Annotated in this window: 15 protein-coding genes; 9 read left to right on the forward strand and 6 right to left on the reverse strand. The window is 40.4% G+C overall.

Going from position 1 to position 17,280, the window contains the following annotated elements:
• Positions 1-17 precede the first annotated feature (17 nt).
• Positions 18-3,257 (reverse strand): TonB-dependent receptor, encoded by a 3,240-nt coding sequence (locus R2Q80_RS05855; RefSeq protein WP_316798706.1) that lies wholly within the window; start codon positions 3,255-3,257, stop codon positions 18-20.
• Between the two features lie 263 nt (positions 3,258-3,520).
• Between R2Q80_RS05855 and R2Q80_RS05860 the strand changes: the two genes are divergently transcribed.
• Together R2Q80_RS05860 and R2Q80_RS05865 are read left to right on the forward strand one after the other, a co-directional pair.
• Positions 3,521-4,543: a LacI family DNA-binding transcriptional regulator gene (locus R2Q80_RS05860; RefSeq protein WP_316798707.1), complete on the forward strand. Its 1,023-nt coding sequence runs from the start codon at positions 3,521-3,523 to the stop codon at positions 4,541-4,543.
• Positions 4,544-4,598: 55 nt separating this feature from the next.
• The gene (locus R2Q80_RS05865) at positions 4,599-5,783 is read left to right on the forward strand and encodes a class I SAM-dependent rRNA methyltransferase (protein ID WP_316798708.1); all 1,185 of its coding nucleotides are present in this window, start codon (positions 4,599-4,601) and stop codon (positions 5,781-5,783) included.
• Between the two features lie 62 nt (positions 5,784-5,845).
• Here R2Q80_RS05865 and R2Q80_RS05870 read toward each other — a convergent pair whose 3' ends face one another.
• The gene (locus tag R2Q80_RS05870) at positions 5,846-6,097 is read right to left on the reverse strand and encodes a DUF6814 family protein (protein ID WP_316798709.1); all 252 of its coding nucleotides are present in this window, start codon (positions 6,095-6,097) and stop codon (positions 5,846-5,848) included.
• 4 nt (positions 6,098-6,101) lie between these two features.
• A complete protein-coding gene (locus R2Q80_RS05875) occupies positions 6,102-7,622 on the reverse strand; it encodes an MFS transporter (protein ID WP_316798710.1) in 1,521 nt (506 codons plus the stop codon).
• A gap of 135 nt (positions 7,623-7,757) precedes the next feature.
• Between R2Q80_RS05875 and R2Q80_RS05880 the strand changes: the two genes are divergently transcribed.
• Positions 7,758-8,648 (forward strand): bestrophin family protein, encoded by an 891-nt coding sequence (locus R2Q80_RS05880; protein WP_410478727.1) that lies wholly within the window; start codon positions 7,758-7,760, stop codon positions 8,646-8,648.
• Here R2Q80_RS05880 and R2Q80_RS05885 read toward each other — a convergent pair.
• Complete coding sequence (locus tag R2Q80_RS05885; protein ID WP_316798712.1) at positions 8,645-9,274, reverse strand: Pr6Pr family membrane protein; 630 nt, start codon at positions 9,272-9,274, stop codon at positions 8,645-8,647. The two genes, R2Q80_RS05880 and R2Q80_RS05885, sit on opposite strands and share 4 nt — an antisense overlap.
• Before the next feature lie 102 nt (positions 9,275-9,376).
• A complete protein-coding gene (locus R2Q80_RS05890) occupies positions 9,377-10,363 on the reverse strand; it encodes an alpha/beta hydrolase (protein WP_316798713.1) in 987 nt (328 codons plus the stop codon).
• A 156-nt stretch (positions 10,364-10,519) separates the two neighbouring features.
• On the opposite strand from R2Q80_RS05890, the gene R2Q80_RS05895 reads away from it, so the two are divergent.
• The 4 genes from R2Q80_RS05895 (at position 10,520) to R2Q80_RS05910 (ending at position 14,874) form a co-directional block, all read left to right on the forward strand.
• Positions 10,520-11,800 (forward strand): replication-associated recombination protein A, encoded by a 1,281-nt coding sequence (locus tag R2Q80_RS05895; protein WP_316798714.1) that lies wholly within the window; start codon positions 10,520-10,522, stop codon positions 11,798-11,800.
• 55 nt (positions 11,801-11,855) lie between these two features.
• Complete coding sequence (locus R2Q80_RS05900; protein ID WP_316798715.1) at positions 11,856-13,328, forward strand: DUF5687 family protein; 1,473 nt, start codon at positions 11,856-11,858, stop codon at positions 13,326-13,328.
• A 2-nt stretch (positions 13,329-13,330) separates the two neighbouring features.
• Positions 13,331-14,023 (forward strand): ABC transporter ATP-binding protein, encoded by a 693-nt coding sequence (locus R2Q80_RS05905; RefSeq protein ID WP_316798716.1) that lies wholly within the window; start codon positions 13,331-13,333, stop codon positions 14,021-14,023.
• Between the two features lie 173 nt (positions 14,024-14,196).
• Entirely contained in the window at positions 14,197-14,874 is a 678-nt protein-coding gene (locus R2Q80_RS05910) for an OmpA family protein (RefSeq protein WP_316798717.1), read from the forward strand.
• A gap of 81 nt (positions 14,875-14,955) precedes the next feature.
• On the opposite strand, the gene R2Q80_RS05915 is transcribed toward R2Q80_RS05910, so the two are convergent.
• Positions 14,956-15,300 (reverse strand): hypothetical protein, encoded by a 345-nt coding sequence (locus R2Q80_RS05915; RefSeq protein ID WP_316798718.1) that lies wholly within the window; start codon positions 15,298-15,300, stop codon positions 14,956-14,958.
• Positions 15,301-15,439: 139 nt separating this feature from the next.
• On the opposite strand from R2Q80_RS05915, the gene R2Q80_RS05920 reads away from it, so the two are divergent.
• The gene (locus R2Q80_RS05920; RefSeq protein ID WP_316798719.1) at positions 15,440-16,465 is read left to right on the forward strand and encodes a Gfo/Idh/MocA family oxidoreductase; all 1,026 of its coding nucleotides are present in this window, start codon (positions 15,440-15,442) and stop codon (positions 16,463-16,465) included.
• Positions 16,431-17,279, forward strand: coding sequence for a zinc-dependent peptidase (locus R2Q80_RS05925; RefSeq protein WP_410478728.1), 849 nt, complete (start codon positions 16,431-16,433; stop codon positions 17,277-17,279). Before R2Q80_RS05920 ends, R2Q80_RS05925 begins: the two co-directional genes overlap by 35 nt.
• Position 17,280: the final 1 nt, after the last annotated feature.

The raw sequence follows: 17,280 nt of genomic DNA on the forward strand, positions 1-17,280 counted from the left end.
GTTCTTTAATGTTGATGTTAAAATACCATGTTGATTCCAGCAAGGATATACCTGCTTCTTGGGTATGCTGCATAATCTACCCCCGGAGTAAGTGGATTGGTTCTGCGGGTATTGGCTTCGGGATCATAACCGGTATAACCGGTAATGGTATAAAGATTATTCACTGTTCCGTACACCCGTAATTTAGAAATGAAGCCTGTCTTTTTAATTAATGATGAAGGCAGGGTATAACCTAAGGTAACGTTGCTTATTCTCAGGAATGATCCGTCTTCGATTGCATAAGATGTTAAAGCGTAATTACCGGTTGTTGGCGTCCACATGCTGGTATTGGCATTCATGGCAGTTAACAATGCCGGATCAGTAACCTTTACACCATTGGCATCGAAGTTTTGCCAGCGATCATTCATTACAGCCAGTAAATTATTATCCTTTACATTATACTGGGAAGTAAATTCAAGCTTATTTGCGTTATACACTTTACTTCCGTAACTAAAGTTTACGAAAACAGTGAGGTCAAAATTCTTGTAAGCAAACTGATTGTTAAAGCCACCTGTGAATTTCGGCTGTGCATTCCCTAAAACTGTTCTGTCATCATCGCCGATGATCATGCTTGATGATGAAGATAACTTTTTAACTTTCATATCACCTGGCTGTGGATTCTTATTACCCAGCAAAGCATAACTATTGGCAATTCCCGATTTTAAAGTGTAGGTATAGCTTCCATTTGTATTTTGCACATAGGTAAAATCATCAACCGTATAACGCCCATCTGATACAAAGCCATAGAATTGCCCTACCGGCTGACCGACCTCTACTTTAAAATCGCCCAAACTATTTACCCAGCCCGACTGGGTAATATATGAACTTACACCATTTTGGAGCGCAACAATTTTGTTCTTATTAAATGAAATATTGAAGCTTGTATTGTACGTAAAGTTTTTAGTTTTAACTGCCTGATAGTTCAACTGAAATTCCCATCCTGTATTCTGGGTTTTACCCACATTTTGCTGCTGGGTAGTGTAACCTGTAGTTTGTGGTACATTAGCATTCAATAATAGGTTTTTTGTTTTGTTATCGTAATAATCAACAGTTAGTGTCAACTTGTTTTTAAACAGATCAATATCCAAACCTGCATTAGTCGACGTGTTGGTTTCCCAGGTAATGTTTGGATTTGACAGAATTGTTCCTGTACTGGAACCGGTAATGAGTCCGGTTGTAACACCTGCGTCAGAAGCTGCATAGCCTCCTGCGGTCGAATTTGAATAAAACAATGTTCTGAATAAATCCTGTCCGATGCGGTTATTTCCTGCAGCACCATAACTTAGGCGAACCTTTAGGTTATCCAGCCAGTTCAAGTCCAGCCCTTTGAAAAATTTCTCTTCTGATGCACGCCAGGCTACCTGACCTGATGGAAAATATCCCCATTGCTTACCTTCAGCAAATAACGACGATGCATCTGTACGGAAATTGAAGGTAGCAAAATACTTATTTTTAAATCCGTAAGATGCCCTTCCAAACAAAGAAAATTGTCTTGTTCCGGAAATTAATGAAGTTGGTTTATCCTGCACGGAACCTGCTGGCGGCTCTGCTTTCTGAATACTGCCAAATGCCTCGTCTGCAGTAATGTTTACCGGGAACCACTTAATGGTCGAACTTCCTGAATTTACATCAATCATGTTTGTTTCCTCACCAATGAGTAAATCCAGGTTGTGGTCTTTACCCAGGGTAGGTTTATAATTTAATGTATTGGTATTTAAGATGCTTTTTGTGCTGGAGTTATCCAGTTGAATAGCTGGTAAGCCTGCATTGTTTCTCGCCACATTACTCACCGGTCCGTTAAACGTATTGATTTTCCTGTCAGAGAATGTCATCCCCACAGTACTCTTAAAAGTTAAATTCTTAAGGATCGTATATTGCAAATATCCACTGCTGATCAGGTCATTTCTGTAATCGTATTTTAACTCCTGATTAGCCAGCGTAATGGGGTTGGTTAACCCGGTTGTTAAATAATCTGCATCAAATAAATCTCCCGAATCGCTACCACCGTTATAAGGTTGATAACGAACGGAATTCCTCAGGCGATTGGTTCCCTGCGAACCTGTAGATGAGGTTCCGACCCCATCAATACGCTGGCGACTATAACGAACATTCACCCCCATTCTGAGCTTATCTGAAATTCTATGATCGAAACGGAAAGATGCAAAAGTCCTTTTATAACCGGAATTAAGCATGATGCCATCTTCTCCTGTATTATTTATTGAGAAATTATAGGTTGTCTTTTCGTTACCGCCTGATAAATTGAGGATCTGGGTATTGCTCCATGCCTGACGGCCGAAAACTTTATCCTGCCAGTCGATATTCTGGATATTTTTATAAATGTCCAGATCCTCAAAAGTTCCATATTTCTTGGTAAAAGTATCTTTTACATCCTGTGCTGTATTGTTGTTATACAATTCATACTGGTACCTAACAAACTCGTAAGGGTTCATCACATCAAGCTTGTTCACAATTTGCCTCGCACCTGCATAAGCATCGAATGAAACAATCGTCCGACCATTTTTACCACTTTTAGTCGTAATGATGAGTACACCATTGGCGCCACGGCTACCGTAAATGGATGTAGAAGCGACATCTTTCAGCAAATCCATACTCTCAATCTCGTTCGGCGATAAGATCGAAAGTGCATTCTCAACCTGAATACCATCTACGATATACAAGGGAGAATTGTCACCTGTTAAGGAACTTCCGCCGCGAACTTTAATCACCACCTCTGCTCCCGGGCTCCCCTCGGTAGAGGCTACCGATACGCCGGCCATTTTACCTGCCAAAGCCTGAGCTACAGTACTTACCGGAAACTGATCTATATCTTTACCTTTGATAGATGACACTGAACCTGTTAAGGCTTCCTTTCTAACAGACCCATAACCAATATTCACCGTTACTTCCTGTAAGGTGTTGGCATCTTCTTCAAGGGAAACATCGAGTTTCGTTTGGTCGGTAACCCCAACACTTTTGGTTTTATAACCAATGTAAGTGAAGGTCAGTATCGCACCTTTGGCAGGGATACTGATTTTGTAAACACCATTGCCATCTGTACTGGCTCCTGTTTTCGAATCCCTGACGGTGATGCTCACACCAACAAGTGGCTGGCCGTCAGATTTATCCTTCACCGTACCTGTTAATTGTTTGGTTTGTGCCTGAGCCACAGAAAATCCGGAAAAAGATAGAAATGCAAAAAAGAGTAGAACTCTGCTCATAACTGTTATTTTAAAATATTTGGTTGCTTTTTAATGGCATACATTCGCATGCCTGTAGAATTGAATTCTATTTCGAAATGTTATTGTTTATTAATATTTGGTTACGTTGCGAAAACAATTTTACAAACTTAAAACGGTATGAAACTTAATTTAACTAAAAAAGTGTGCAAACGTTCCCAAAAACGTAGTTTAAACGTTTATTAATCTTCACTACAAAACCAGTAGAAGAGATATTTTTTGTAACTTGTAACCCAATACGAAAGATGAGATTTGAAACTTCGACCATAAAAGATATTGCTAAAGCTTTGGGCCTTTCCACATCGACTGTCTCCAGGGCTTTAAGAGACCGTTACGAAATCAGTGAAGAAACAAAAAAGCTGGTACTGGCATATGCTGAGAAGGTAAATTACAGGGCAAACCCGATTGCACGCAGCCTTAAAGAAAGAAGAAGCTACTCCATTGGTATTATCGTAAGTGAGATAGCCAATAATTTCTTTTCACAGGTAATCAATGGCATCGAATCAATTGCATACGCAAAAGACTACCATGTCATCATTTCGCAAAGTCACGAATCTTTTGCGCAGGAAAAACTCAATGTTGAACACCTGGCATCCAGATCTATTGACGGTTTGCTGATCGCCCTTTCATCGGAAACACAAGACCTTCACTATCTTCGAGATTTATATTCGAAAGGCCTCCCTATCGTATTTTTCGACCGGGTTCCACAAGATTTTGAAACGCATAAAGTCATTGCCAACAACTTTAAAGGTGCATTTGACGCTACTGAACACCTGATTTTATCAGGCAAGCGCACCATTGCTCATTTAACAAATTCCGAAAACCTCTCCATAACCCGTGAACGTCTGAAGGGTTACCAGGCCGCATTAAACAAATACCACATCGGGTTTAATCCTGATCTGGTAAAATATTGCCAGCACGGAGGAATGCACAGTGAAGAGCTTGAACAAGCGGTGAAAGAGCTTTTACCTCTAAAACCTGATGGCATTTTTATATCAAGCGACCGCCTCACAACAGGTTGTATCATGGCTTTAAAAAAGACCAATCCTGAAGTCGCAAACACAATCGCTATAGCTGGCTTTACCAATTCCAATCTGGTTGAACTCTTTTCTCCTTCCCTGACTTCAGTTAAGCAACCCGCCTTTGAAATGGGCCAGGTAGCTACCGAACTACTGATATCGATGATCGAAGCCAAGCGTCCCGTAACTGAATTTCAAACTAAAATATTAGATACTGAACTGGTTAAAATGGTAAAACCTAAGCTATAACCATTCGATTCCTTACTCAAACACCTATCTCCAAACTAATTACTACCTTTGCAAAATGGTAGAAATCGTATTAAAAAAGGGAAAAGAAAAAGCTGCACTGCAAAGACATCCATGGGTATTTTCTGGTGCTTTGGAAAAAGTTAAAGGAAAACCTGAAGATGGGGAAGTAGTTAAAGTTTTTGCTTTTGATAATGAATTTCTAGCCTACGGCTATTATAATAGTAATTCGCGTGTAGCCGTTCGCCTTTTAGAATGGGATGAAGCGCAGGCGATTGACAAAAAATGGTATGAAAACAGACTGAGACAAGCTATTGCTTCGCGCCAGTTCATATTAAGCGAACAAACCAATACCTGCAGACTGGTGTTCAGTGAGGCTGACTTTCTACCAGGCCTAATCGTAGATAAATATGCAGATTTCCTATCCTTACAGATTTTAAGTTCAGGAATTGAGAAAGAGAAAGCCACGATTGTTGAAATACTTAGAAACCAGTTGCGACCGAGGGGTATTTTTGATAAGAGTGATGCTACTGCAAGAACTCACGAAGGCCTTCCTATTGAAAATGGACTGTTGTGGGGTGAAACGCCCCCCGAATTTCTTGAAGTAAAAGAAAATGGCATTGCCTACAACATTAATATTGCCGAAGGCCAGAAATCTGGATTCTATTGTGATCAGCGTGATAACAGGCAAATTCTGGCTGGCTACACAAAGGGTAAAAAAGTATTAGATTGTTTTAGTTATAGCGGTGGCTTTAGCCTGAATAGTTTAGCAAAGGAGGCAAAAAGTGTAACCAGTGTGGATAGTTCGGGTTTAGCAATTGAAACCTTGAAACAAAATGTGGAACTCAACAAATTTGATGTAAGTAAGGTCAACACCGTCCAGTCTGACGTGAACAAACAATTAAGGGCTTTTAAAGAAGCTGGTGAGTTATTCGATGTAATCGTGCTTGACCCACCTAAGTACGCTCCTTCACGTTCGGCATTAGATCGTGCGGCGCGCGCTTACAAGGATTTAAACAGACTTGGAATGCTTCTTCTCGAAAAAGGTGGCTTACTGGCTACTTTTTCATGTTCGGGCGCAGTGGACATCGAAACCTTTAAGCAGATAATTGCCTGGGCGGCACTCGACGCAGGTAAAGAAGTGCAGATCATTAAACAATTCTGTCAGCCGGAAGATCATCCTGTCCGCATTTCTTTCCCGGAAGGGGAATATCTGAAAGGACTTTTACTGAGGGTTTTATAATTTCATTCTACAGATATTTGTGACACGAAAACACGGAGCTCCGTTTTTTCGTGTCAGAAGGTCTATATCTCTTCCGAACTGTCCGGAAGCTTATCATACTCCCCTTTCCAGGCATAAAAGCCAAAAATCATCAGGCCCAGGCTTATTGGTAAAAAGATAAATAGAATAATTGCCCACTGTAACATGGTATTTGTTCTTTCAATATCCGTATGGGTTAAGCCAACTTTGTCTATTGCCTGCAGAAACAAAAAAGTCATCGCAACCGGGCCCAATACCATCCATACTAATCCTAAAAATTTCTTTAAAATATTCATCCTTTTAATCATTAATGTGTTCGTCCTTTTTGTTTGATAGATATATTGTTCCGATGATTAAGCTGAGTGTAGCAATCCCGATAGGATACCACAAACCTGACAACGGAGTGGAACCTGCAAAACTTGCAATCAGGGTTGCGATAAAGGGTACAAGCCCCCCGAAAACACCATTACCGATATGGTAAGGTAACGACATAGAGGTATATCTGATTTTCGTAGGAAACAATTCAACCAGAAAGGCTGCAATTGGCCCGTACACCATAGTAACCAGCAAAATCTGAAAAAATATTAAGCCAACAAACTTCCAGAAAACAGGTTTCGAGAGTATCTTATCCTTTATTACTTCTTTTGCTGGCAAAACTCCCCGGCTTGCAGATACCGTATCAACCTGGACTTTCCTAAATGAAGTTCCATTTACAAGAATTACCTGGGTTACCGAAGTATGTAAACTGTCTGGCGTGCCCGCAATAAGTTCATGGTTTACCTTTGGCTTCATTAAAGTAGCTCCATTCATATCCATTTTTGCCACATCTGTATCATCCAGGAACATCTGGTACACCGGGCGGTAAAAAATAATACCTAAAAGCATTCCGGTAAGCATGATCCATTTTCTACCTACCTTATCGCTCCATGCCCCAAATACAACAAAAAACGGTGTGGCAAAAGCAATTCCCCAAAGCAAAATGTACCGGGAATCATTGAAATCAAGTTTGCAGGTGTTTTCCAAAAATGATTGTGCATAGAACTGTCCCGTATACCAGATTACCCCCTGGCCCATTGTGGCACCAAAAAGGGCCAGCAACACCATTTTAAAATTGGCTTTATTATTAAAGCTTTCTTTCAAGGGATTTTTTGAGATGTTCCCTTCAGCTTTGAGTTTAGAGAAGAGCGGCGATTCATGCATCTTCATCCTGATGTATATTGATACCACCACGAGCACAATGGAGAGCAAAAATGGTATTCTCCATCCCCAGTCGCCGAAAGTGTCGGCCCCCAGAATATTTTTTGTAATCACAATTACGCCTAGCGACAAAAACAAACCAAGCGTTGCCGTTGTTTGAATCCAGCTGGTAAAGAAACCTCTCCGGTTTTCCGGGGCATGCTCTGCAACATAAGTTGCGGCGCCCCCATACTCACCTCCCAGGGCTAAACCCTGTATCAACCTCAATATCAGCACCAGGATTGGCGCAGCATAGCCAATACTTTTATATGAAGGAATTAAACCAATAAAAAAAGTTGAGCCACCCATCAACACCAGGGTCAGAAGAAAAGTATATTTTCTTCCGATCAAATCGCCCAACCGGCCAAATACCAGCGCACCAAAAGGGCGTACAATAAAGCCTGCAGCAAAAATAGCCAGGGTATTAATCAGTGCGGATGCCCCCGCATCCTCAGGAAAAAGCTGATGTCCGATGATAACAGCTAAGCTGCCAAAGATGTAAAAATCGTACCATTCGATTAAGGTGCCCAAAGATGATGCACCGATAACTTTGAAGATGTTATTCTTCGGCAAGGTTTCGCTCATAAGTTAAAAATATTTGGTTTTCCTAATATAAACATAGCAAATCCAAACGGCAACCTGTACTGTCGGCTTTTAAAATTTTATTGTTTCCAAACATTTCGACTTTTCTTTTGTATTTTCATTTTCCAGTTCAAGAATATGCTCATTATACAGAATATCCGACTTAGTAGAATTTTAAGAAATACGTGGCAGGTTGATTTAATTATGATTGCCTCCTGCACCGCAGCTTACTTTGTAAGGGAATATCTTATTGCACATCACTTTGTTATTCCAACAATCATCCCAACGGTTTTAGGTACTGCTATCGCATTCTTTATCGGTTTTAACAATAACCAGGCTTACGACAGGTGGTGGGAAGCCCGCAAAATATGGGGTGCACTGGTGAATGATTCACGGTCTTTTGCGCGGGCACTGATTAATTACGTTGATGAAGATGAAGCAGCTGTAAAAAGGATGGTGTTCAGGCATATTGCATTCCTCTATGCGCTAAAAGCAAGCCTTCGTGGAACAGTAGATGAAATCTATATTAAATACCTCCCAGAGGAAGATCTCAAAGAAATTGCTAAGCACAACAACGCACATAACGCCATCCTTAATATTCAATCCAGGGATTTGCAGAAATTATCAAAAGCCAACGCAATTGATGGGTTCCGCTTCATGGAAATCAACGAAATGCTGGTTCGTTTTTCTGATTCAATGGGGATGAGTGAAAGGATAAAGAATACCATATTCCCTACAACATACTCTTATTTAACTAAAGTATTTATCTGGCTTTTCGTCGTTACCTTTACCCTGGTTATTAGTCAGGATGCAGGACCCGCCTCCATATTTTTAGGCTGGCTGATCGGATTTGTTTTTGTATCTACACAAGTTAACGGTATGAGCCTGGTTGATCCGTTTGAAAATAATTCCGCCGGCGTTCCATTGAATTCCATCACCAGAACCATCGAAATCAACCTGTTACAAATGCTGGAAGAGACTGATGTTCCGGACCCGGTGAAACCCATTAATGATGAATATATTCTCTAAAGTTTACTACTCCTTTTACCAATCCAGATCAGCAGTACAGAAAGCAGCCAGAACAATACCACACAAAAAAAAGCATTCACAATGGCTTTGGGGTACCCAAGATTTACGACATTAATAAAGGGGTAAGGGTATTGATTAATGATTAAGCCTCTCACAACTACGAAGGCAATATAAGCCAGCGGATAGATTAACCATTGCTTTGCAGAGCTATAGCGAAGCGTGGATTTATCGACGAAAAATATCCAGAAGATCAACACCAGCAAAGGACTTAAAACATGCAGGAGTTCATCCGCCACACGCGACCACCCTTCTTGTACAACCAGACCACGCAGCAACAAGTTATAGATTAATCCAACCACAACAATATAAACCGTAATGGCTGTAATGGTTGACGGGCTGCGGAAAAACGCACCAATTTTACCTTTCGGAAAAATACTGATTACCAGAAAGCAGCTCCCCACAATCATGTTTGTGGTAACAGTAAAAAATGAAAGGAATATTTTCAGGGTTTCTACATAATTGTAGTTAGCTTGTTTTAAACTGATCACAAACTGCAATACAATGGAAAAACACACAATCATTGTTGTAGCTGTTGCGTAAATCTTTGCGGCCAGGGAACACTTCATAATAATAATCAGGAAATAAAAAATGCTTATCAGATTCAAGATAAGCATTTCATATTTTATTTAAAGCTTGTTTTAAAAAAAGCAAATGGCGCAGGCCTGATTTTATAAACTGCCTGTAAGTGCCACTAAAAATTCCGTGGGTATTTCAATATGGGGAATGTGCCCGCAGGACTCAAATTCAACGATTTTTGCTCCAGGTATTTTTGCCGCAGTTTGCTTGCCCAACAAGCGGTACTGCCCGTGTAACGCTTGTTGATCAGCACTTAATAATGCTTTACCAACAATGGTTTTATCTTCTTTGCCAATAAATAAAATGGTAGGCACCCTGATATTCTGGAACTCATACACTACGGGTTGTTCATAAATCATCGTAAAAGTAAGGGCTGCTACTTTTGCCCAGCGTGGGTAATCAGCACTTGCGGTTACCCCTCCGGCAATATTCACGAGGTATTCGTAGTCAGGTTTCCAATAGGTGAAATAAGAGGTTTGATAATATTTGCGAACACTTTCAGCAGACGTTTTCAGCTCAGTTTGATATTGCTGGGCAGTGGTAACATATGGTACAAATGTCCTGTAGTCCTCTAAGCCAATCGGGTTTTCCAAAAGCAGCTTTTCGGTTCTATCGGGATAAAGCAAAGCGAATCTGGTTGCCAGCATCCCTCCCATACTATGACCCAGTACCACAGCTTTCTGTACTCCAAGGGTATCCAATAATTTTTTGTTCCATGCGGCCAGCTGATGAAAGCTGTAGTGAATAAAGGGTTTGGATGATTTACCAAATCCAATCTGATCGGGCACCAATACTCTGTAGCCAATGTCAGTTAATGCCTTAATTACATTTGTCCAGTAATATCCGCCGAAGCTTTTACCATGAAAAAGTATGGCCGTTTTGCCATTTGCATTTGTTGTTGGAGCAACGTCCATATACGCCATTCTCACATCCTGGTTTTCAACCGTGACCGGAAGATATTTAACAGGATAAGGGTATTTTACATTCTCCAGGGTAATGGAAAGCGTATCCGGCTTTTGTGCATTTGATACACTAAAAATACAAACTGAAAGGGCTAGTAAAAGCAAAAATTTCTTCATAAAAAGATTTGAACTTGATCTATAAACAATGAGCATGATTAGGCTTAAAAACCATGCCTGTTTTGAAGTGTTATCACATAAATGACAAAATTATGCCTGTACCTTGTGGAGAAAATAGTTAAGTAGCAAGGTAACCAATTTTATATATTTACCATTATGCAAAGTCAAGCCCCTCTAGCCGAAAGAATGCGTCCTCAAAACCTCGATGAATACGTAGGTCAAAAACATCTTGTGGGGCAAGGTGCGGTTTTGCGAAAGGCCATTGAAAGCAGCCAGCTTCCTTCCATGATTTTCTGGGGTCCACCGGGGGTTGGCAAAACAACACTGGCCAACATCATATCGCAGGCATTAGACCGTCCTTTTTTTAATTTGAGTGCCATTAATAGCGGCGTGAAAGACATACGCGAGGTAATTGACCGTGCAGCACAACTGAAAGACAGTTTTCTTGGTCTACCCATATTATTTATTGACGAGATTCACCGCTTCAGCAAATCACAGCAGGATAGCTTACTGGGTGCTGTAGAGCGTGGTTTAGTTACCCTGATCGGTGCCACTACAGAAAACCCGTCATTTGAAGTGATCTCCGCCTTGCTTTCCCGCTGTCAGGTTTACATTTTGAAATCACTCACTGAAGAAGAACTTGCTGGTTTACTTCAAACCGCTATAAAAAAGGATCCTGTTCTCAGGGAAAAGAAGATAACCATTAAGGAGCATGAAGCGCTGATCAGGCTAAGTGGAGGCGATGCCCGAAAATTGCTCAATGTATTGGAAATAGCCATCAATGGTATCGGCGGCAATAAAATTACCCTCACCAACGACAATGTACTTGCCCATGCCCAGCAGAATCTGGCACTATATGATAAAGCGGGAGAGCAACATTATGATATCATCTCGGCCTTTATCAAATCTATCCGTGGCAGCGATCCAAATGCGGCAGTATATTGGCTGGCGAGAATGATTGAAGGTGGTGAAGACCCGTTGTTCATCGCACGAAGGCTTTTAATTCTGTCATCAGAAGATATCGGCAATGCCAATCCAAATGCGCTGCTATTGGCCAACAACTGCTTTACGGCAGTAAATGTGATCGGATACCCTGAGGCCAGAATTATCCTTTCCCAATGCGTAACTTACCTGGCCAGTTCTGCAAAAAGCAATTCTTCTTATGAGGCAATTAACCACGCACAGGCATTGGTGAAGCAAACCGGCAATTTACCAGTTCCCCTACACATCCGGAATGCACCCACCAAACTGATGAAAAACATAGGCTATGGAAAAGACTATAAATATTCACACAGCTATGATGGTAATTTCGAAGCGCAGGAATATTTTCCTGATGAGCTAAGCGGAACCAAACTTTATGATCCCGGTAAAAATGCCGCTGAAGAAAAGCTACGGGAAAAGCTGCGCCAGAACTGGAAAGATAAATACAACTATTAGTGTAACATTTAACCGCAAATGGCTACTAAATAAAAGAACTAATACCTAAACTTATATGTTGAGTACTTTTTTAAGCCACCAGCGAAAAGGCTTTTGGCGCTCCCGAAATCGTGGTGGCAGCATTGCCACCCAAATTCTGCTCGGTTTTTTCATGCTTTATTTCCTTGCCGTAGCACTTGGAATTGGTTTCGGGATGACGGTCTTTCTTCCGAAAATTTTTCCTAATCAAGACATTCTCAGGAGTTTTAACGGTTTAATCCTTTATTATTTTGCACTCGACTTTATGATGAGGCTGCAACTACAGGAGTTGCCAACACTAAGTATTATACCCTACCTGCACCTAAAGGTTTCGAAAAATAAAATCATTAACTTCCTGAATATAAAGGCGCTTTTTTCGGCTTTCAATATCTGGCCTGTATTTTTATTCTTCCCTTTCATTTTTATCGAAATTGCGGATATCTATGGTGGCTTCACTACGGTGATGTATATCGTTTCGATATTATCGCTCACCATTTTCAATAATTATCTGATCCTTTATATTAAAAGGAAATCGATTACAAACGCATTATACACTGTTGCAGGTTTAGTGGTTATTGCAGCATTTGCCGCCCTGGAATATTTTAAAGTGATATCACTGATGAAAGCAGCAGATATGGTTTTTAAAACCCTTGCCGCACATCCTTACATCGGCTTCGGTTTTACCATTGCAGCAATCATCATCTATATCCTTAATTCGAGGTTTCTGTTGAGCAACCTCTATGTAGAAGAACTTAGCTCAAAAAAGGAAAAGAAAGTCAGCACAGACTACGCCTTTTTAAACCGGTTTGGAAAGGTGGGTGAGCTCGCGGCGCTGGAGTTGAAATTAATTTTACGCCATAAGCGTTCCCGTTCATCATTAATTTTAGGCGTCCTTTTCCTCTTCTATGGATTCATATTTTATAAACAACCTATGATCGCTTCTGACTCATTCGGCAAAATGATGTTCGCAGCCATATTTATGACCGGTGTTTCCATCATCATCTACGGACAGTTCATGTTCGCCTGGCAAAGTGGCCATTTTGATGGCCTGCTGAGTAATAAAATCAATTTCAAAGATTTCATTAAGGCCAAGTTCCTGCTTTTCACCATCGCTTCAACCATTATGACCTTGCTGTCAACTTTCTACGGTTTTCTAAGCCCGAAACTGTTGCTCCTGCACCTGGTCTGCTACCTTTACAACATTGGCTTCGGAACCGTGATTGTTCTTTATCTGGCTACCTTAAATTACAAACGACTCGACATTACCAAAGCAGCTAGCTTCAATTACCAGGGAACAGGCGCAACGCAATGGTTATTAATGTTTCCCTATGCACTAACCCCTATCTTGATGTATATGCCATTTGGCTTGCTAAAAATGCCTTACTGGGGCTTAGCGGTAATAGGAATTTTTGGGGTAATTATGTTATTGCTCCGTAACTTCTGGATCAACCTGATTACCGCTAAATTTGAAAAACAACGTTATAAAATAGCCGAAGGCTTTAGAGAATAATTATGATTATAGAAGTAAAAAATTTGAAGAAAGTTTACGGCGATAAAACTGTTGTAAACATTAATAGTATACAGATTGAAAAGGGCGAAACTGTTGGTTTGGTTGGGAATAACGGAGCTGGCAAAACCACATTTTTTCGCATGCTTTTAGATCTGATTCGTCCTACAGAAGGAGAAGTACTATCTAAAGGTCAAAATGTGATGAAAAACGGAACCTGGAAAGATTACACAGCGTCTTTTCTGGATGAAGGTTTCCTGATTGATTACCTCACGCCAGAAGAATATTTTATTTTTATTGGCAGCCTGCACGATCTGTCCGTAGCAGATGTTTCAGCTTATCTCACTCAGTACAATGAATTTTTTAACGGGGAGATATTAAACAGCGGCAAGTATATCCGTGATTTCAGTAAAGGAAATCAGGTGAAGGTAGGAATAGCCGCTGCGTTAATGCAGAAGCCAGAAATCCTGATTCTCGATGAACCCTTTGCCAACCTCGATCCAACCACACAGATTCGGCTAAAAAATTTGCTTAAAGCCCAAACCGGCAGCATGACTACCTTTATTTCAAGTCACGATTTAAACCATGTAACCGATGTGTGTAACCGGATTATACTGGTAGAAAAAGGACAGGTAATCAAGGATTTCAAAACCGATGAAAACACCTTAAAAGAACTGGAGAGTTATTTCTCTGCATAGTTTGTACTAAGAATGATACAATTTGAGATCACCGGATATCCGGTGATCTTTTTTTTAACTGCTAAATTTTAAAATTTCTATCATTATTAATTCAAATCATAAAAAAAATGAATAGACCGGATTTTTGGCATCGTGTTTGACTACGAACCATTAGAATTTAAAATCTAATCATCATGAGTATTTCGAAAGTAAAAATAGCAACATTAAGTATAGGTTTAGCGGTAGGTTCAATGGCGTTCCAAAGTTGTGATAGCTTGACTAAAACACAAAAAGGTGCTGGTATTGGTGCGGCTGCTGGTGGTGTTGTAGGTGCATTAATTGGTAAAAAAGCGGGTAACACTGCTGTTGGAGCATTGATTGGCGGTGCCATTGGTGGTACAGCAGGTGCATTTATCGGACGTAGAATGGATAGACAGGCTGCTGAAATTCAGAAAGCAATTCCAAATGCGGAGGTAATTCGCGAAGGTGAAGGTATTATCGTGAAATTTGATAGCGGTATTCTATTTGACTTTGATAAAACAGCCTTAAAAGATGCGGCAAAAACCAATGTACAGAGTTTAGCGGCATCATTGAATCAATATCCGGATACAGACATTAAAATTATCGGTCACACAGACAGTAAAGGTACTGAGCAATACAATCAAGGTTTATCTGAAAGAAGAGCTGCAGCCGTTAAAGCCTACGCTGTTTCTCAAGGTGTACCGTCTTCAAGATTGGTTACCATCGGAAAAGGTTTCTCTGAGCCAATTGCCGATAATGAAACAGATGCAGGTCGTGCAGCTAACCGTCGTGTAGAAATTGTAATTGTAGCTAACGATGCCTTAAAATCAACAGCACAAAAACAAGGATAGTATAGCATATTCCCTCTACCTATGAGGTCATTATATATCCAACCCCAATGTTTAACATTGGGGTTTTTTATTGTTTAAAATTTAGGAATAGATATCCTGAAAGTAATTAACCACCAACGATTTCATGAGCATCTCCTGCTCAAGCATGGTATAAGGCGGAATGGCCTTAACCAGTTTCCAATGTGGCCAGCCATCCTGGTCTACTCCTTCTAACTCATAAAAGTCCATTTCACTTAAAAGTCTGCAGGTCGCAATATGCATCAGCTCTTCCTTCTGGCGCTTACTATACTTTTTCGCTCCCTTTCCTAACTCCTGTACACCAATCAGGAAAAGCATCACTTTTAAATCGGGAAAATCTGAATCGAATTCCCGAGCAATACGTTCTTGCAGTATTTTCCACTTTGCATTAATCTCCGAAGGTTTCATGGCCCAAAGATAGTGTTAAAATGAATGATGCTGTAAGTTCCCTTTCAAATCAAAATAAATTGACTTCATAATGTAAAAGTTAACTGTTTGGTCATATTGGATACAGGGCAAAAAATATTTTTGGTTACATTTATAACCTATGAGTACAAATTCTGATAAAATAATACAAGCCGGACTATTGGCTTATGGCATGTCGGGAAAAGTTTTCCATGCTCCGTTTTTAAATACCCACAAAGGTTTTCAACTGAAAGCAGTGGTAGAAAGAAATCAAAAAAAAGCTGCTGCAGACTATCCTGAAATTATTAGCTATAACAGTATTGATGAATTGCTAAATGACAAAGAAATCGAACTCATTGTCATTAACACCCCAAACAACCTGCATTTTGAGCACGCAAAAGCAGCCTTACAAAGTGGGAAAAACATCCTGGTTGAAAAGCCATTTACAGCAACTTCTGCACAAGCTAAAGAACTTTTCCAACTTGCAGACCAGGTTGGCAAACAGATTCTATTCTACCAGAACCGCAGGTGGGACAGCGATTTTGCTGCGGTTAAAAAGGTATTGGCTAGTGGCAAATTGGGTAAGTTAAATGAAATACATTTACGTTACGATCGGTATAGAAATGAAATTGGTGTAAAAGTTTTTAAGGAAGAAGCAATTGAGGCAAGTGGCCTGCTTTACGATCTGGGGCCTCACTTGCTGGATCAGGTGATTAGCATATTCGGTAAACCACTCAGCTTTAATAAAATCCTGGGTAAAAATCGAAAAGATACCAAGGTTGATGATTATTTCGCTATACAGCTGAGCTATCCTGATAGCGTAAACGTCTTCGTCACTTCAAGTATGCTGGTAGTTAATCCTCAGCCCGCATTCGTGTTACACGGAGTTTCGGGCAGCTTCATTAAAAAACGAACAGACATTCAGGAAGAGCAGTTGCTAAGTGGCAAAAAGCTAACCGATGAGGGCTTTGGTATCGAGGCCGCCGGATCGGAAGGCCTGTTAACTACTATTGACGGTAAAGGAAACAAAACCAATGAAATCATTCCATCTGAAGTTGGCAGCTACCTGCCATTATTCGATGCCGTCTATCAGGCTCTCGCAAACGGTGTTGCTTATCCGGTAAGCAGACTTGATGTCATCACCCAGCTGGAAATTCTCGAAAGCTAATCCTGTATTCATTAACGTAAACTCCCTTAACGCACAAACAATGAATTCATTGCCCTTTGGTTACCTTATTCCGATATTCCTGATCGTTCTGTATTTTATTCTAAGAAAAAAGAAGCAACATATCGAACCGCTGACAGAAACCGACAAGCAGATTTTAAATGATTATGTAGCCTATTATCATCACCTGGATTCCACTGATAAACTACGTTTTGAACAAAAGGTTGCAGATTTCTTTGCCATTGTAAAAATAGAGGCTGTTGGTTTAGAAATGACTACACTTGATGAATTGCTGATTGCCTCAAGTGCTGTTATTCCAATTTTTGGTTTTCCAGACTGGCAGTATAAAAACTTATCGAGTGTATTACTATATCCCGATACCTTTGATAAGGATTTTCAGTTCGAAGGTGGAGAAAGGAATATTATGGGAATGGTAGGCAGTGGTTATATGAACGGGCAGATGATTTTATCCCGTTCAGCCTTAAGACATGGCTTTTCTAAAAGTGCAGGTAAAGAAAATACAGCGATTCATGAGTTTGTACACCTCCTTGATAAGAGTGATGGCGCAACCGATGGTGTTCCGGAAAATTTACTGAGCCATGAATATACCCTACCATGGATTAAAATGATGCACGATGAAATGGAAAAAATAGAAGATAATAAGTCGGATATCAATCCATACGCCATCACCAATCAGGCTGAATTCTTCGCCGTAGTTTCCGAATACTTCTTCGAGAAACCTGAATTATTGAAAGATAAACACCCGGACCTGTACCATCAGTTAACCCGTATCTTTACTCAGCAACCTGCAGGATAAC

Source organism: Pedobacter frigidisoli, assembly GCF_032678525.1.
Taxonomy (GTDB): domain Bacteria; phylum Bacteroidota; class Bacteroidia; order Sphingobacteriales; family Sphingobacteriaceae; genus Pedobacter; species Pedobacter frigidisoli_A.

Bases quoted from the DNA above. Each gene is read 5' to 3' on its own strand.
- R2Q80_RS05890 (WP_316798713.1), bottom strand. From the start codon at position 10,363: ATGAAGAAATTTTTGCTTTTACTAGCCCTTTCAGTTTGTATTTTTAGT.
- R2Q80_RS05855 (WP_316798706.1), bottom strand. From the start codon at position 3,257: ATGAGCAGAGTTCTACTCTTTTTTGCATTTCTATCTTTTTCCGGATTT.
- R2Q80_RS05920 (WP_316798719.1), top strand. From the start codon at position 15,440: ATGAGTACAAATTCTGATAAAATAATACAAGCCGGACTATTGGCTTAT.
- R2Q80_RS05915 (WP_316798718.1), bottom strand. From the start codon at position 15,300: ATGAAACCTTCGGAGATTAATGCAAAGTGGAAAATACTGCAAGAACGT.
- R2Q80_RS05860 (WP_316798707.1), top strand. From the start codon at position 3,521: ATGAGATTTGAAACTTCGACCATAAAAGATATTGCTAAAGCTTTGGGC.
- R2Q80_RS05910 (WP_316798717.1), top strand. From the start codon at position 14,197: ATGAGTATTTCGAAAGTAAAAATAGCAACATTAAGTATAGGTTTAGCG.
- R2Q80_RS05880 (WP_410478727.1), top strand. From the start codon at position 7,758: ATGCTCATTATACAGAATATCCGACTTAGTAGAATTTTAAGAAATACG.
- R2Q80_RS05900 (WP_316798715.1), top strand. From the start codon at position 11,856: ATGTTGAGTACTTTTTTAAGCCACCAGCGAAAAGGCTTTTGGCGCTCC.
- R2Q80_RS05895 (WP_316798714.1), top strand. From the start codon at position 10,520: ATGCAAAGTCAAGCCCCTCTAGCCGAAAGAATGCGTCCTCAAAACCTC.
- R2Q80_RS05905 (WP_316798716.1), top strand. From the start codon at position 13,331: ATGATTATAGAAGTAAAAAATTTGAAGAAAGTTTACGGCGATAAAACT.
- R2Q80_RS05885 (WP_316798712.1), bottom strand. From the start codon at position 9,274: ATGAAGTGTTCCCTGGCCGCAAAGATTTACGCAACAGCTACAACAATG.
- R2Q80_RS05925 (WP_410478728.1), top strand. From the start codon at position 16,431: ATGTCATCACCCAGCTGGAAATTCTCGAAAGCTAATCCTGTATTCATT.
- R2Q80_RS05865 (WP_316798708.1), top strand. From the start codon at position 4,599: ATGGTAGAAATCGTATTAAAAAAGGGAAAAGAAAAAGCTGCACTGCAA.
- R2Q80_RS05870 (WP_316798709.1), bottom strand. From the start codon at position 6,097: ATGAATATTTTAAAGAAATTTTTAGGATTAGTATGGATGGTATTGGGC.
- R2Q80_RS05875 (WP_316798710.1), bottom strand. From the start codon at position 7,622: ATGAGCGAAACCTTGCCGAAGAATAACATCTTCAAAGTTATCGGTGCA.